General features: G+C 37.7%; 16 protein-coding genes and 1 riboswitch. All 16 genes read left to right on the top strand.

Annotation, left to right across the window (positions count from 1 at the left end; translation table 11 throughout):
* Positions 1–131: 131 nt before the first annotated feature.
* The 16 genes from der (at position 132) to EO119_RS03885 (ending at position 15,838) form a co-directional block, all read left to right on the top strand.
* Positions 132–1,466, top strand: a complete 1,335-nt coding sequence (der, locus tag EO119_RS03960) for a ribosome biogenesis GTPase Der (RefSeq protein WP_009353825.1) — start codon at positions 132–134, stop codon at positions 1,464–1,466.
* Entirely contained in the window at positions 1,463–2,062 is a 600-nt protein-coding gene (gene plsY, locus EO119_RS03955; RefSeq protein ID WP_371666327.1) for a glycerol-3-phosphate 1-O-acyltransferase PlsY, read from the top strand. The genes der and plsY overlap by 4 nt, the downstream gene beginning before the upstream one ends.
* Positions 2,063–2,064: 2 nt before the next feature.
* On the top strand, positions 2,065–3,066 hold the full coding sequence (locus EO119_RS03950) for an NAD(P)H-dependent glycerol-3-phosphate dehydrogenase (RefSeq protein ID WP_062402402.1): 1,002 nt from the start codon (positions 2,065–2,067) through the stop codon (positions 3,064–3,066).
* Positions 3,067–3,151: 85 nt separating this feature from the next.
* Complete coding sequence (gene rsmD / locus EO119_RS03945; protein WP_126940759.1) at positions 3,152–3,697, top strand: 16S rRNA (guanine(966)-N(2))-methyltransferase RsmD; 546 nt, start codon at positions 3,152–3,154, stop codon at positions 3,695–3,697.
* A 15-nt stretch (positions 3,698–3,712) separates the two neighbouring features.
* Positions 3,713–4,204, top strand: a complete 492-nt coding sequence (gene coaD, locus EO119_RS03940; RefSeq protein WP_062402407.1) for a pantetheine-phosphate adenylyltransferase — start codon at positions 3,713–3,715, stop codon at positions 4,202–4,204.
* Positions 4,205–4,213: 9 nt separating this feature from the next.
* Positions 4,214–4,654 carry a hypothetical protein gene (locus EO119_RS03935; protein WP_009353256.1) on the top strand — a complete coding sequence of 147 codons (441 nt, stop codon included), beginning with the start codon at positions 4,214–4,216 and terminating at the stop codon, positions 4,652–4,654.
* Positions 4,655–4,821: 167 nt separating this feature from the next.
* Positions 4,822–5,268, top strand: a complete 447-nt coding sequence (locus EO119_RS03930) for a GNAT family N-acetyltransferase (protein ID WP_009353257.1) — start codon at positions 4,822–4,824, stop codon at positions 5,266–5,268.
* Positions 5,269–5,486: 218 nt separating this feature from the next.
* Entirely contained in the window at positions 5,487–6,668 is a 1,182-nt protein-coding gene (gene coaBC / locus EO119_RS03925; RefSeq protein WP_126940758.1) for a bifunctional phosphopantothenoylcysteine decarboxylase/phosphopantothenate--cysteine ligase CoaBC, read from the top strand.
* A 57-nt stretch (positions 6,669–6,725) separates the two neighbouring features.
* A riboswitch (SAM riboswitch) is annotated at positions 6,726–6,827 on the top strand.
* Positions 6,828–6,876: 49 nt separating this feature from the next.
* On the top strand, positions 6,877–8,067 hold the full coding sequence (gene metK, locus EO119_RS03920) for a methionine adenosyltransferase (protein ID WP_126940757.1): 1,191 nt from the start codon (positions 6,877–6,879) through the stop codon (positions 8,065–8,067).
* Between the two features lie 294 nt (positions 8,068–8,361).
* Complete coding sequence (gene priA / locus EO119_RS03915) at positions 8,362–10,542, top strand: primosomal protein N' (protein ID WP_062402415.1); 2,181 nt, start codon at positions 8,362–8,364, stop codon at positions 10,540–10,542.
* Between the two features lie 8 nt (positions 10,543–10,550).
* Positions 10,551–11,027, top strand: a complete 477-nt coding sequence (gene def, locus EO119_RS03910) for a peptide deformylase (RefSeq protein WP_009353453.1) — start codon at positions 10,551–10,553, stop codon at positions 11,025–11,027.
* Entirely contained in the window at positions 11,027–12,004 is a 978-nt protein-coding gene (gene fmt, locus EO119_RS03905) for a methionyl-tRNA formyltransferase (RefSeq protein ID WP_126940756.1), read from the top strand. Before def ends, fmt begins: the two co-directional genes overlap by 1 nt.
* Complete coding sequence (locus EO119_RS03900; RefSeq protein WP_009353455.1) at positions 11,997–12,767, top strand: DUF116 domain-containing protein; 771 nt, start codon at positions 11,997–11,999, stop codon at positions 12,765–12,767. The genes fmt and EO119_RS03900 overlap by 8 nt, the downstream gene beginning before the upstream one ends.
* The gene (gene rsmB / locus EO119_RS03895; RefSeq protein WP_126940755.1) at positions 12,739–14,097 is read left to right on the top strand and encodes a 16S rRNA (cytosine(967)-C(5))-methyltransferase RsmB; all 1,359 of its coding nucleotides are present in this window, start codon (positions 12,739–12,741) and stop codon (positions 14,095–14,097) included. The genes EO119_RS03900 and rsmB overlap by 29 nt, the downstream gene beginning before the upstream one ends.
* Entirely contained in the window at positions 14,094–15,143 is a 1,050-nt protein-coding gene (gene rlmN, locus EO119_RS03890) for a 23S rRNA (adenine(2503)-C(2))-methyltransferase RlmN (RefSeq protein WP_126940754.1), read from the top strand. The genes rsmB and rlmN overlap by 4 nt, the downstream gene beginning before the upstream one ends.
* Positions 15,140–15,838 (top strand): Stp1/IreP family PP2C-type Ser/Thr phosphatase, encoded by a 699-nt coding sequence (locus EO119_RS03885; RefSeq protein WP_126940753.1) that lies wholly within the window; start codon positions 15,140–15,142, stop codon positions 15,836–15,838. The genes rlmN and EO119_RS03885 overlap by 4 nt, the downstream gene beginning before the upstream one ends.
* Positions 15,839–15,848 lie beyond the last annotated feature (10 nt).

The raw sequence follows: 15,848 nt of genomic DNA, 5'->3' as shown, positions 1-15,848 counted from the left end.
GATAATAGAAGAACAGTAGGTCCAATGGACTTACTGTTCTTTTTTTGCTTTCGTTTATGTGATACAATATAAGTTGATAAACTATGTGTTCTTACTCTTCCTTTGAGGAAGTTGAAATATGAGGTGAAAGCATGTCAAAACCATTAGTTGCGGTCGTAGGAAGACCGAATGTAGGAAAGTCTACATTATTTAATGCCATTGTTAATAAACGAATTTCGATCGTAGAAGATATTCCAGGTGTTACACGTGATAGAATTTATTTTGATGCAGAATGGCTACAACGTGAATTTACTATGATTGACACTGGTGGGATTGAGTTTATTACTGCAGAAAGTCATGAAATTCCTAAAATGATGCGTTTTCAGGCACAACTAGCGATTGAAGAAGCTGATGTGATTCTCTTTGTTGTAGATGGTAAGCAAGGGATTACCATTGCTGATGAAGAAGTGGCCAACTTGTTGCGTGCTAGTGGTAAGCCTGTGATTTTAGTAGTTAACAAAATCGATAGTGTAAATCAAGAGGCTAATATTTATGAGTTCTATAATTTAGGTATTGGTGACCCAATTGGTATTTCTGCTAAAAATTTGATGAATTTAGGTGATTTACTTGATGATGTAGTGAAACATTTTCCTCCACAAAGTGCTAGTGAGGAAGATGAAGATACAATCCATGTAGCCTTGATTGGGCGTCCTAATGTGGGTAAATCATCTCTAACAAATGCCTTATTAGGTCAAGAACGTGTTATTGTTAGTGATGTGGCTGGTACAACACGTGATTCTATCGACACCCATTGGAGTCATGATGGACAGGATTTTGTATTAATCGATACAGCAGGTATGCGACGTAAATCTCGTATTGATGCACCTGTAGAAAGATATAGTATTGTTCGTTCTCTCCGTGCTATTGATCGCTCTGATATTGTTGTTTTAGTATTAGATGCTACAGATGGAGTAACTGAACAAGATAAAAAAATTGTTGGCTATGCTCATGAATCTGGAAAAGGTTTAGTCATCGTTGTCAATAAATGGGATCTGATTGAAAAAGACGATAAAACTACATTGCGATTCACAGAAGATATATATGATGAAATGGGATTTTTGCGTTATGCTCCGATCTTGTTTGCTTCAGCTTTAACGAAACAACGTGTTCATCGCTTAGCAGAATTAATTAAATATGTATCTGAGCAACAACATATGCGTATTTCTACAAGTGTGTTGAATCAATTGTTATCGGATGCACAAACAGTTAATCCAGTGCCATCTCGTGGTGGACGTATTCCTAAAATTTATTATATGACACAGGCTAGTGTAAAACCGCCAACATTTATATTATTTGTGAATGAACCTGAATTGATTCATTTTTCCTATATGCGTTTCTTAGAAAATCGACTTCGAGAATCCTTTGGATTTGAGGGAACTCCAATTCGCTTAGTACTTCGTGGTAAGAAGGGATCTGATGAAGAATGATAACGGTGAAAATTGTTGTATTAGTTTTACTTGCATACGTAATAGGTTCTATTCCTACAGGTTTAATTATTGGAAAGCTATGTTTTCATACAGATGTACGTCAATATGGTAGTAAAAATATTGGTGCTACCAATACGTATCGTGTACTAGGGATGAAAGCTGCTTTGCCTGTTTTCCTAGGGGATGCTGGAAAGGGTGCCATAGGAGTTCTCTTATTTTCGCCGAATCCAGAATGGATGATTGTAGGTGGCTTATGTGCTATGATTGGTCATAATTGGTCTATTTTTCTTGGCTTTTCTGGCGGTAGAGGGGTTGCGACAGGATTGGGGGTACTCATTGCATTATCTCCTATAGCGGCTATAATTTGCTTTGCTGTATGGGGCATTATTGTCAAGTTTACTTCCTATGTGTCCTTAGGATCTATCGTAGCAGCTACTCTTGTGCCTATTGTGATGTATTGTTTATCTGAACCTTTACCATACATCATCTTTGGCGCTATAGCGGCATTATTTGTCGTATTCCGTCATAGAGAAAATATTGTACGTCTTTTGCAAGGAAAAGAATTAGCTGTTAAACGTATTACAAAGGATAAGTAATTATGAAAATTGCAGTCATTGGATCAGGTAGCTGGGGCACTGCATTAGCTCTAAAAGGGCTAGAGGCGGGGCATCAAGTGACGATGTATTGTCGCACGGAAGAAAAAGCAAATTATTTGCGTGAATATCGTATTAACCCTTATTTGCCAGATGTAGTTTTACCACTTACTTTAGAGTTTCAACATTCTTATAGCAAAGCTTTACAAGATGCAGAAGTGGTATTGATGGTTACTCCATCAACTTATGTGAGGCGTACTCTACAAGAATTAAAGCCCTATCTAGGACCTTCTATGATTATAGTAGGTTGCTCTAAAGGATTGGAAAAAGATAGTGAAAAGCGATTATCTCAGGTTATTGAAGAAGAGGTACAGGGCTTAGTGAAAGCAACGGCTATTTTATCTGGGCCTAATCATGCAGAAGAAGTAGGCCGTGGTTTGCCGGCTGCCACAGTTGTAGCAAGTCAAAATGAAGATGCTATATGTAGTTTGCAACGTGCTTTGGGAGGTCCTAGTTTTCGAGTGTATGGGAATACAGATGTAATCGGCGTAGAACTAGGAGGAGCCACAAAAAATATTATTGCTTTAGCAGCGGGAATTGCACATGGCATGCAATTAGGAGATAATTTGTTAGCAGCCTTATTAACTCGTGGTCTTCATGAAATGACAAAGTTTGGTGTTGCCATGGGAGCAAAATCAGAAACCTATGCAGGGCTTTCAGGAATGGGAGATTTGATCGCTACTTGTATGAGTCCCCATAGTCGGAATCGGCGAGCTGGACAAAAGTTGGCAAATGGAGAAACTATGGAGGATATCATTAATCGATCCCAAATGGTGGTAGAAGGTTTTTTTGCAGTACGTATTATATATGACATAGCTAAAGTAAAAGGGATTGATATGCCTATTACTAATGCTTTGTATGAGGTATTATATCATCAAGTTTCTCCTGCTGAGGTGTTGATGCAGTTAATGATGCGAGATGTAAAACAAGAAGTTTGTAATAAGTAATAGATTATGAGGAAGATTTTATAAAAAATCTATTGTACCCCATAGTAAAATCATGTAGAATATACAAGTATAGGTAGTAAATTATATGAGAATTATTTCAGGAACAGCCAAAGGGCATACTATACAGGCTCCGAAGGGTATGGATACAAGACCTACACAAGATCGAGTGCGTGAGAGTATTTGTAATGTTATACAAAGTCGAAGAGGATTTTTTGAAGCTCAGGTGCTAGATTTGTTTTCGGGTACTGGCGCATTAGCCATAGAGTCCTTAAGTCGAGGTGCTAGTCATGCCATCGCAGTAGATACACGCACTGTTGATTATATCCAAAGTAATAGCCGACACTGTAAAGTAGATGATCAATTAGAAATTATGAAATGTACTATGGAATCAGCACTTACACGGTTACAAGGAAAGCAGTTTCAGTTAATATTTTCAGATCCCCCTTATGAAAAAGGGTATGTTCAAAAAACTTTGGACTTAGTGGACGAGTTACAATTACTTACCGAAGATGGCTTTTTAATTATAGAACGCCATAAGAATGAAACTCTAGAATTATTGCCTAAGTGGGTGGTTGTGAAAGCTTTATCCTTTGGGTATACTCGCGTTGACATTCTTTGTCGAGAACCATAGAAAGGGGCTTATACTGTGAGAATTGGAGTTTGTCCAGGTAGTTTTGATCCTGTTACAAATGGACATATAGATATATTTGAGCGCGCTAGTAAATTAGTGGATAAGTTAATAGTAGTAATTTTAGAAAATCCAAATAAGAAGTATTTATTCACTTTGGATGAGAGGGCAGAGTTAATTCGTCAATCTGTATCACATATTTCTAACATTGAAGTTGATTTTGGAAGCGGTTTGTTGAATGAGTATGTGAAATCACGAGATAGTCATATCATCATCCGTGGACTTCGAGCTTTAAGTGACTTTGAGTATGAATTTCAACGTGCTTTGTTTTCAAAATATTTGGATGATGAGATTGAAACTGTTTTTATTATGACCAATAATAAATATGCCTTTGTAAGCTCTACAGGTATACGGGAATTGGCTAGGTATGGTGGTAAGTTAGATGGCTTAGTACCTACAGTTGTGAAACAAGCATTGGAAGATAAATTTCATAGAAAACAAGATAAATAGGAGGACATCATGAGAACAGAAAAATTATTAGAAGAGTTGGAAAATTTAATTGTTACTAGTAACAATATGATTATGACAAATAAAAAATTAATTGAAGAAGAAGAAATTATGCGTATTGTAGATGCATTAACAGAATCTTTGCCCCTTGAATTAGAAGAATCTCGTCGTATTGTAGCAGAGCGTGATCGTATTGTAGCGGAAGGTCAAAAACAAGCGGATGCATTAATTGAACAAGCGAAAGAATACATTCAAAAATTAACAGAAGAAAGTGAATTGGTAAAACAAGCACAAGAACATGCTAATCATATTATTGCAGAGGCTAATAAATCTTCGGAAGAACTCAAAAATAGTTCTATTCAATATGCTAGTGATGTATTCAAATATGTAGAATCTAATTTAGAGCGTACATTAGAAGCATTGCAAGAAAATCGTCAAACATTGCACAAATAACATTAATTAAGCACTTTTTGAGAGGTACTCTTAAAAGGTGCTTTTTATTAAAATTAGAGATTTTTATATTTGCTAGTCATACAAAATTAAAAAAATAAAAGGAGTTTTTATAATTTCGTCGAATACTAACAATATCAGTTTCATGTAATACTATGAGGAGGTATACTATGAATTTTGAAATTCGTAATGGCCACGATTATATTGATGAAGTAAAAGATTTGTTTGTAGAGTATGTACGATCATTAGGAGTATCTGCTAATTTAAGAGAGTTTCATGGACTGGAAGAAAAATATAAAGGTGAAGGTGAAGCCTTATATATTGCCTTTATCGATAACAAACCAGCAGGCTGTGTTGCGTTGCGTTATGTAGATAGTAAAACAGCGGCCATGAAACGGTTGTATGTTCGTCCAGCATTTAGGCACAGTTCTTTAGGTACAAATATGGCTAAAATGGTAGTAGAAGATGCTCGTGAATTTGGATATAAAACATTGCTACTAGATAGCTTGCCAAGTATGGAAAATGCAAAAGAATTATATACAAGCTTAGGATTTAAAAAATTAGATGGTACCAAGAAGCCGGTAAAGACAGTAGTTCATTTATCATTACCTCTGTAGAGGTCAATCATTGATGGATTTTATATTCATCATATAAATATGTAAAAAGCTGTAACAAATTATGCTCCTTTTAATTTGTATACAGCTTTTTTCGTGGATAAAGATGTTTTGAGTCTTTATGGATAAAAATATTGATGTATTACTTATCCAGATACTGTATAATAGGGTGAGTATAGAAAGTCTATTAATTGCATTAGTTCTATAGGAAGGTGAGACCTTTGAAGGGTAAGCATATTGTAGTAGGTGTAACAGCAGGAATAGCAGCCTACAAAGCAGTGGATTTAGTAAGCCGTTTATATAAAGCGGGAGCAGAAGTAAAAGTGGTAATGACGAGAAATGCCACTAAATTTGTGAGTCCCCTTGTGTTTGGTGAAATTAGTAAACACAAAGTGGCTGTGGAAATGTTTGAAAATGTACAGAATTGGAATGTAGAGCATATTGCCTATGCAACTTGGGCAGATGCTTATGTGATAGCACCTGCAACGGCTAATATGATTGCTAAGATGTCCAATGGTATTGCAGATGATATGTTATCTACCCAATTATTGGCGACTACGGCCCCTGTATTTGTATGTCCAGCTATGAATAGTAACATGTATACCCATCCAACTGTGCAAGAAAATTTAACTATCTTGCGTGGTAGAGGTGTTCATGTGCTAGAACCTGACAGTGGACTCCTAGCATGTGGGGTAGAAGGAAAAGGGCGTTTGCCAGATCCGCAAAAAATTATGGACTGGGTGGACTTTCATTTAGGGAAAACAGAACTACTGCAAGGTAAAACTGTTATCGTCAGCGCTGGTGGCACACAAGAAGCAATTGATCCAGTTCGATATATTACGAATCGTTCCAGTGGGAAGATGGGTTATGCAGTGGCTCTAAAAGCGGCCCAGGCAGGAGCTAAGACAATCTTGGTATCTGCTCCCACAGATCTTGCTGTGCCAATTGGTGTAGAGCGTATTATAGTTTGTTCTGCTACAGAGATGAAAGAGGCTATAGATAGACACTATGACTCTGCAGATGCGGTGATTATGGCTGCGGCTGTGGCGGACTATCGTGTAGCTGAAGTAGCGGACAATAAAATAAAAAAACAAGAAACTATGACATTAGAGCTAGTAAAAAATCCAGATATATTAGCAAGCTTAGGAGAGCGTAAACAGCAACAAAAATTAATTGGTTTTGCGGCGGAAACACAAGATGTTATTACCTATGGAAAAGAAAAAGTGCGCAAAAAGAATTTGGACATGTTAGTGGCTAATGATGTGAGTAAATTAAATGCAGGATTTGATGTAGATACAAACGAAGTGACATTTATTTATCCTGGAGATCAAATTGTAAGTTTACCTAATATGTCGAAACTTGATGTGGCAGAACGCATCATTCAAGCCTTGGCAGACCTATAAATCTATGCTATAATACATGTTAGTGATTTTAAACTAAGTATTATATGTATGATACAAGTCTCATCAAGAGTAGTGGAGGGAAAGGCCCTGTGAAGCTACAGCAACCATTCCTGATGGAAGAGGTGCTAAATCCAACGATATTTGATCGGAAGATGGGGATATAATTCCTCATCTTGGGATGAGGAATTTTTTTATTGGAGGTTTATTCATGGCAGAAAAACATGTATTTTTCACTTCTGAATCTGTAACAGAAGGTCATCCAGACAAAATTGCTGACCAAATTTCAGATGCTGTATTGGATGCTATTTTAGAAAAAGATCCAACAGCGCACGTTGCCTGTGAAACATTAGTAACAACAGGCCAAGTTCATGTAGTAGGCGAAATTACTACCAATACATATGTAGATATTCCTCACATTGTTCGCGATACAATTCGTGAAATCGGCTATACTCGTGCAAAATTCGGTTTTGATGCTGATACTTGTGGCGTTAACGTAGCGATTGACGAACAATCTGCAGACATTGCGATGGGTGTTGATGAAGCATTAGAATCTCGTGAAGGTGGTAGTGATGCCTTTGATAAAATCGGTGCTGGTGACCAAGGTATGATGTTTGGTTTTGCATCCAATGAAACAGAAGAATTAATGCCTATGCCTATCAGTTTGGCGCACCGTTTATCTCATCAATTAACAAAAGTTCGTAAAGATAATACTTTGGATTACCTTCGTCCAGATGGTAAAACACAAGTAACTGTAGAATATGTTGATGGTAAACCAAAACGTATTGAAACTATCGTTATTTCTACACAACATGGTCCAGAAGTAACATTGGAACAAATCCAAGCAGATATTAAAAAATATGTTATCGATCCAGTACTTCCAGAAGGATTCATCGATGAAAATACTAAATATTTTATCAATCCAACTGGTCGTTTCGTAATCGGTGGTCCACAAGGCGATGCTGGTTTGACAGGTCGTAAAATTATTGTAGATACTTATGGCGGTATGGCTCGTCATGGCGGTGGAGCTTTCTCCGGTAAAGATCCTACAAAAGTTGACCGTTCCGCAGCATATGCAGCTCGTTATGTAGCTAAAAATATCGTAGCAGCTGGTCTTGCTGATAAATGTGAAGTACAAGTAGCTTACGCAATTGGTGTAGCGAAACCTGTATCTATCATGGTGGAAACATTTGGTACTGCAAAAATCGAAGAAGAAAAAATCTCTGCATTAGTAAGTAAACATTTTGATCTTCGTCCAGCAGGTATCATTGAAATGTTAGACTTGTTGAAACCACATTATAAAAAAACTGCTGCATATGGACACTTTGGTCGTACAGATGTAGACCTTCCATGGGAACGCACAGATAAAGCAGAAGTACTTCGTAAAGAAGCAGGCTTATAATAGATTAATTTGCCCTTCGCTTTTGAATGATACATATATAGAGGATAAAGACGTATGTCTTTGTCCTCTATTTTTGTTACCCCAGTTGTCATGTATATAAATTATAAGAGTCTAGGTTGTCATGGGTTTACATCTTATAAGAAGATGTAATTATACTACCAAGTGATTTTGTCCTATCATCTTACTCCTAAAAGAAATTTCATCATATGCAAATGTGTAGAAGTAGGGTATGAAATAGTATGAATCGAAGGTACAAACGTGGTATAATGAAGAGTGTTTAGTCAGGAGGTTATGATGCGTTTAGGTGAAATTATTATTAATCGTCCTGCGAAACAATTGAATAAACCTTTAACCTATGAAATCCCTGATTCATTAGGGAATGTACCTATTGGAACTCGCGTAGCAGTTCCCTTAGGAGCCTCTAAAGAAGAGGGAATCCTTATAGGTTATTGTGACATAGAAAATCCATCATTTGTGATAAAACCCATATTAGCTGTATTAGATCCAACACCTTGGTTTTCAACGGAAATGCTGAGAACAGCTCGTAAGCTTAGCGAGTATTATCTATGTACCCTTGCAGAAGCATTAAGCTTATTTACTGTCGATAAAAGTAAATTAAAATCTTATGACAGACCTAAAATTGAATGGCTTGTGCCTAAGGATTCCTTTCATGTAGAACTATTTGGAGTGAGGAAACAAAAGCAACGTTTGTTGGCGGAATACTTATTAGAACATGGAGCAACCTCAGTAAGTGCCTTACGATTGGCAGGATTTAGTTTGCCTGTCATTAAGCAAGTAAAAGAATGTTCTCATATCGACATAGATTGGCGGTATGAAATGACGAAAACACGGTATGAGGAAGTTGTGGATAGTATAGACATTCCTTTAACTGAGTCGCAGCAGGCTGTATACGAACCTATTCAGGAGTGCATTGCTAACCAGAAAAGTAAAGCGTTTTTACTCCATGGTGTGACAGGTAGTGGAAAAACACAAGTATATCTAAAAGCTGCACAAGAGACGATTCAACAAGATAAGATTGCTATTATTCTAGTTCCAGAAATTGCCTTAACTACGCAAATAGTGCGACGATTTGTAGAGAAGTTTGGTCAAGAAGTGGTCGTTTTTCACAGCCAGTTAACAAAAGCGGAACGTTATAACAATTGGGAGCGTTTACGTCGGAAAGATAGCCATATTATCATAGGTGCTCGTTCAGCAGTGTTTGCACCTACAGAAGATATCGGTCTTATTGTAGTCGATGAGGAACACGACCCATCTTATAAACAACAAGATATGACTCGTTATGATGCACGCATGGTGGCAAGATGGCGCAGTGCAAGCCATCAATGTCCGCTTATTTTTGGGTCTGCTACACCGTCCGTACAGGCTTATTATTTAGCGAGCCAAGGTATCTATGAGTTACTATCTTTAGAGCATCGTATTTTTCATCAACCTATGCCTAAGGTGACTGTTGTGGATATGAAAGAAGAAATGTTCTATGGGAATTACTCTGTATTTTCTATGGCGTTAGATACTTTAATCCAAGAAACACTACAGAAACGTGAGCAAATCATTCTTTTGCTGAATCGCCGAGGTCATAGTACATTTGTCATGTGTCGTGACTGTGGTAAACCTATCCATTGTCCTCACTGTGATATATCTATGGTGTATCATCAAGCGGGGAAGGACTTGCGTTGCCATTACTGTGACCATCATGAAAAAGTGCCTCAAATTTGTCCGCATTGTGGTAGCCATAAAATTAAATTTTTTGGTACAGGCACGCAAAAAGTAGAAGAAGAATTAGCAAAACGTTTTCCACAAGCTAGAATTGCTCGTCTAGATCAAGATACAACTTCTAAAAAAGGAGAATCTCAGCGTATTTTAGAAGCCTTTGGTGCTGGTCAATATGATATTTTGTTGGGCACGCAAATGGTGGCAAAAGGACATGATTTTTCAAATGTTACCGCAGTGGGAATTATTACTGCTGATTCTGTATTGCATATTCCTGTGTATACGGCTTCTGAAAGAACATTTAATTTGCTAACGCAAGCAGCTGGTCGTGCTGGTCGTGGTAATAAATCAGGAAAAGTAGTGGTACAAACCTATAGTCCTGAACATTATGCTATTCAGCACAGCACGCACCATGATTATGTTAGCTTTTATGAGGAAGAAATAGAGGCTCGTAAAGCTTTGTTGTATCCACCAATTGGTGAAATGATACAAATTACCTTATTAGATGAAAAGCTTTCAGTAGTACGAACAAGAGCGACAGAATTAGCCAACACTTTGCGCCAGGCTTGTGAAGGTCAGCGTATTGATATACTAGGGCCCTATGAAAATGGCGCCGCAAAGATACGAGATATGTATCGACTTTGTATTATGATTCGTGGTATTGATTTATCGAATTTAAAATCACACATGTATCATTCAGATATATTTACATTGCCCCATATCTATATAGATGTGGATCCAGTATAGGAGGGACTATGGCAGTTTTAGAAGTCATGAAAACAGGGCATCCTGTGTTAAAACAAATAGCAGAACCGGTAGAGTTCGTAAATAAAAAGATTCGTCAATTATTAGATGATATGGCTGAAACTATGTATAAAACAGATGGTGTAGGCTTGGCGGCACCACAAGTCAACGTATCCAAACGAATTATTGTACTAGATGATGGAAATGGCTTAATCGAAGTTATCAATCCAGAAATCGTGAAAAAAGAAGGCTCTCAAGTAGGCTTAGAAGGCTGTTTGAGTGTACCGGAGTTGTTTGGTGATGTAGAACGCTATGACAAAATTGAAGTACATGGTATCAATCGAAATAATAAAAAGATAAAAATTAAGGCAGAAGGCTTTTTAGCTCGTATTTTTCAACATGAAATCGACCATTTAAATGGTATTTTATTTGTGGAAAAGTTAGTGAATCCCAATGAGATTTTTATCCATAAAAAGGAACAACAATAATGAATCCATTACGTATAGTATTTATGGGTACTCCAGATATAGCAGTCCCAACGTTACAGGCTTTAATCGATAGTCCACACACTGTGGTAGGTGTATTTTGTCAACCAGATAAGCCGAAAGGGCGAGGTAATAAACTACAAATGCCACCGACGAAAGAGGTGGCATTAGAGTATGATATTCCTGTGTATCAACCAAAATCCTTGCGCAATGAAGAAGCGAAAGAATTATTACAAGTTTTGGCTCCTGATATTGTGGTAGTCATTGCTTATGGAAAAATTTTGCCTCCTTGGCTTATTCATCAGCCTCCTTTGGGGTGTATTAATCTACATGCTTCTTTATTACCGAAATTTAGAGGTGCAGCACCTATTCAATATGCGATTCTTCATGAAGAGTCAGAAACTGGTATGACTATTATGCATATGGACGAAGGATTAGATACAGGTGATACTCTGCTCATGGAACGCATTCCTGTTACAGAAGAGGATACATCTGGTACAATCTTTACAGCTTTGGCAAAATTAGGGGCACAGATGATTGTACCAGCTGTAGATGCTTTACAATTAGGTACGTTAACAAGAGTCCCTCAAAATCATGAAGAAGCTATTGAAACAGGAAAAATTACAAAAGAGATGGGACATCTTAACTTTACAGAACCAGCACATACATTAGCTGCGAAAATAAGAGCTTTCAATCCCAGTCCTGGATGTTATACATTCTTAGAGGGTAAACGGATTAAGTTTTGGCATGCAAAAGTAGACCCTACCTCCAAGTATGCTCCTGAACATTTACAAGGGGCTTGTGGTTATCCTAAAGAGGGGACAATAGTGCATGTAGATAAAGAGTCTTTCAGTATTTTCACTGGTCACGGGGTCTTACGTGTCACAGAAGTGCAGCCTGAAAATAAAAAACGAATGAATGCAGGTGATTTTGCTCGTGGTCATCAGTTAGCAGTAGGAGCTTGCTTTGGCGATGAATAAATCTTATCGTCTATATTTAACAGTGACGGCTGTGGCAATGCTATTGATTTCCATGGTATGGGGTTGGATAGTCTGGATGATGCATCCTAGCTTATCCCAATGGGGACCTGTTGTCGGGCCTATCGTAGAGAGTGCGCTACTACTACCTATATTGATTGGGTGGTCCATGTGGATATACATGGCATTAGTCACAATGTATTCTATACAACATCCGATTTTATTGCGACTATCCAATCGTGGGTTATATCTTTTATTTCCTTTGGTCACGGTATTAGCTAGATGTTTTGGGTATACAAAGGATGAAGTGAGTCAATCCTTGATTGCGTTAATTAATCATCTCGTGAGCACCCAAGTGTATCGCGTGGAACCAGAACGATTATTATTGCTTACACCGCATTGCATACAATTATCTAGCTGTGTACATAAAGTGACTACAGATGTACATAATTGTAAGCGCTGTGGGGGATGCCAAGTAGGAACCTTGCTAGATATTGCAGATACCTATGGATGTCATTTTGTGGTAGTCACAGGTGGTACATTAGCACGTTTAAAAATTAAGGAAATTCGTCCTCAAGCGATTGTGGCTATCGCCTGTGAAAGAGACTTAGTCAGTGGCATGGCAGATGTATTTCCTATTCCTGTGATTGGTGTCTTAAATGAACGACCTTGTGGTCCTTGTTGTAATACGCGAGTCAATACAGAAGACATTAGACTTGTCATAGAAAGGTTACTCTATGGAAACGAAACAAAAGAAAGAACATAAAAACATTCGGCGCCTAGCTATGAAAGCCTTAGTAGATATACATCGAGATAAGAAGTATGCCAATATTGTATTGCCTCAGTATATGATGCAAGAAAGACTAGAGGATTTAGATCGTAGATTCTTTACAGAATTGGTATATGGTGTGGTGCGACGCAAAAACTACTTGGATGCCGTTATCGTTCACTTTACCAAGAAACCGGTTAAAAAATTATCTCATTTTGTACTAGAAATTCTTAGACTCGGAGTGTATCAATTGCTCTATATGGATAAGGTACCCTCTAGTGCTGCGGTGAATGAAAGTGTAAAGCTTGCCAAAAAAGTGGCACCTGGTACAGACCGTTTTGTCAATGCTGTGCTTCGTAATGTAGATCGACAGCGCGAAGATATTGGAGTAGATGCTTTAGCCACTTCGGAAGCGGAGAGAATTTCCTATATTTATAATCAACCTTTATGGCTAGTCCGTTTATGGATAGAGCAACGAGGTCTAGAAGAAACAATTGATCTCTGTGAATGGTTCAATGAAACTCCATTATTGACAGCGCGAGTGAATACTTTACGAATTAGTCGGCATGATTTATTAGAAGAGCTTTCACAGGCAAATTGGGTGGTAGAGCCTAGTCATATGATTCCAGATGCAATTATCATCAAATCTCACAAAGGACAATTGCAGGAAGCAAAATGGGTACAAGAGGGATTGATGACATTCATGGACGAAGCCTCTATGGCTGTGGCTTATGCAGTACAACCTAAACAACATATGCATATTTTAGATACCTGTGCAGCGCCGGGTGGTAAAACATTACATATGGCAACCCTTATGGATAATACAGGAACTATCGTAGCTACGGATATTCATGAACATAAAGTAGAACTGTTGCAGGCAAATGCAAAACGCATGAAAATATCTAATGTGCAACCACAGCAAGGGGATGCTACAGTTAAAGAAGAACAATGGAAAGAGTCTTTTGATGCGGTACTAGTAGATGCACCATGTTCAGGACTAGGAATCTTACAGAAGAAATTAGATATGCGTTGGAGAAAAGAGGAATCCCAATTACAAGAATTGCCAATGTTACAGCAACAAATATTGCAAAATGCTAGTTCCTATGTAAAAGTAGGGGGACATTTGGTATATTCTACGTGTACTATAAATACATTGGAAAATGAAAGGGTTGTAGAAAACTTTTTACGAGAAAACCCTAATTTTGTCTTAGAAGATGTGGCTCCCTTGTTGCCGTTTGCAGCAGAAGGTCCTATGGTTACTTTATTACCGCATGTATATGATATGGATGGATTTTTTATAGCCCGTTTACGTAAGGAGAGAGCATGATAGAATTACTTGGCCTTTCATTGCCAGCATTAAGTAAAGTTGTGACAGATGGAGGGTTTCCAAAGTTTAGAGCGAAACAGATTATGGATTATATTTATCAACGTCACGTATTCTCTATGGAAGATATGTTACAGCTTCCACAGACAATGCGTGAATGGCTTGCTACGCACTGTACGATTACACTTCCTACGGTGGTGCGAGAATCTACTAGTTCTGATGGAAATACGAAGAAATTATTGCTCAGATTTTCTGATGGGCATCAAGTAGAAACGGTACTGATGAAGCAGCACTATGGGAATTCTGTGTGTTTGTCATCTCAAGTGGGATGTGCTATGGGATGTATTTTTTGTGCATCCACTACAGAAGGCCTATTCCGTAATCTGACGGTAGCTGAAATTGTTGGGCAGTTATTATTGTTTGAAAGTATCATCAAAGAAGAAGTAAACTCCATTGTTGTCATGGGATCTGGAGAACCATTACAAAACTTCGATTATACTATGGAAGCATTGCAATTTATTCATGAAAAAGAAAGCTTTAATATTGGTTATCGTCGAATGACTGTGTCTACCTGTGGTTTAGTACCCAATATTTATCGTTTTGCAGAACTGGAACTACCTATCACATTAGCATTATCATTGCATGCTACTACAGATGAAAAACGAAAACAAATTATGCCTATAGGGGCGACGTATGCTTTACAAGATGTGCTAGACGCTGTGGCAGAATATTATCGACGGACAGAACGCCGTGTAACCTTTGAATATATTTTAATTAAAGATGTGAATACATCTGAAAAAGAAGCTCATGAACTAGGTACTATTGCAAAACAATTTCCTCATTGTAATGTCAACTTAATTCCTGTCAATGGAAATGAACATATTAATTTATATAAACCGTCTATGAAAGCAATGCAAGAGTTTAAGTCTATTGTAGAATCCTACGGTGTATCTGTAACGATCCGTAAGGAAATGGGAGATGAAATCCAAGCAGCTTGTGGACAATTAAAAATACAACATCAACAATCTTTGAAAGAAGGAATGGTATGATTAGTTTAGGAATTAGTAAAACTGGGCTAGTTCGCCAGCGAAACGAAGATCGCTTTTATGCACAAGGACCGCTGTTAATTGTAGCAGATGGTATGGGTGGATATACTGGTGGAGAATATGCTAGTACTATGGTGGTAGACGCTATTGTAAATGTAGTAGAAAAGTCTAAAGAAGTATCTGCCCATGTATTGCGAAATGCCATACTAGAGGCAAATCATATGGTGTATAGAAAAAGCCAATCCTATAAGGAATTAGAAGGTATGGGAACTACTGCTGTTGTGGCTTATGTGCAAAATAATATTTTATATTGGGCTCACGTAGGAGATAGCCGTTTATATATATATGGCGAAAAAGGCTTACAACGTATGACAAAAGATCATTCTATGGTACAACAGTTAGTAGAAGCTGGAACGATTACAGAAGAAGAAGTTCTTCATCATCCTAAACGGAATATGTTAACTCGTGCGATTGGAGTCTATGAATCGGTAGAAGTCGATACAGGGATGATAGAATTGCTTCAAAATGACCGAATCTTACTTTGTAGTGATGGTTTATCTGGTTATATTGAAGAATCCAAGATTGAACAAGTTCTTTCTGAAGAACAAAATGAAAATAGAGCGTTAGAAGATTTAGTGCACCTTGTGTATGATGCGGGAGCACGAGATAATGTGACAATCGTACTAGGACGTATATAAAGAGGTGACT

It is taken from the genome of Veillonella sp. CNR 79/14, from assembly GCF_003992185.1.
Lineage (GTDB): Bacteria > Bacillota > Negativicutes > Veillonellales > Veillonellaceae > F0422.
Note: the sequence above shows the minus strand (reverse complement) of the source record. Positions and strands in the feature narration are given on the sequence as shown.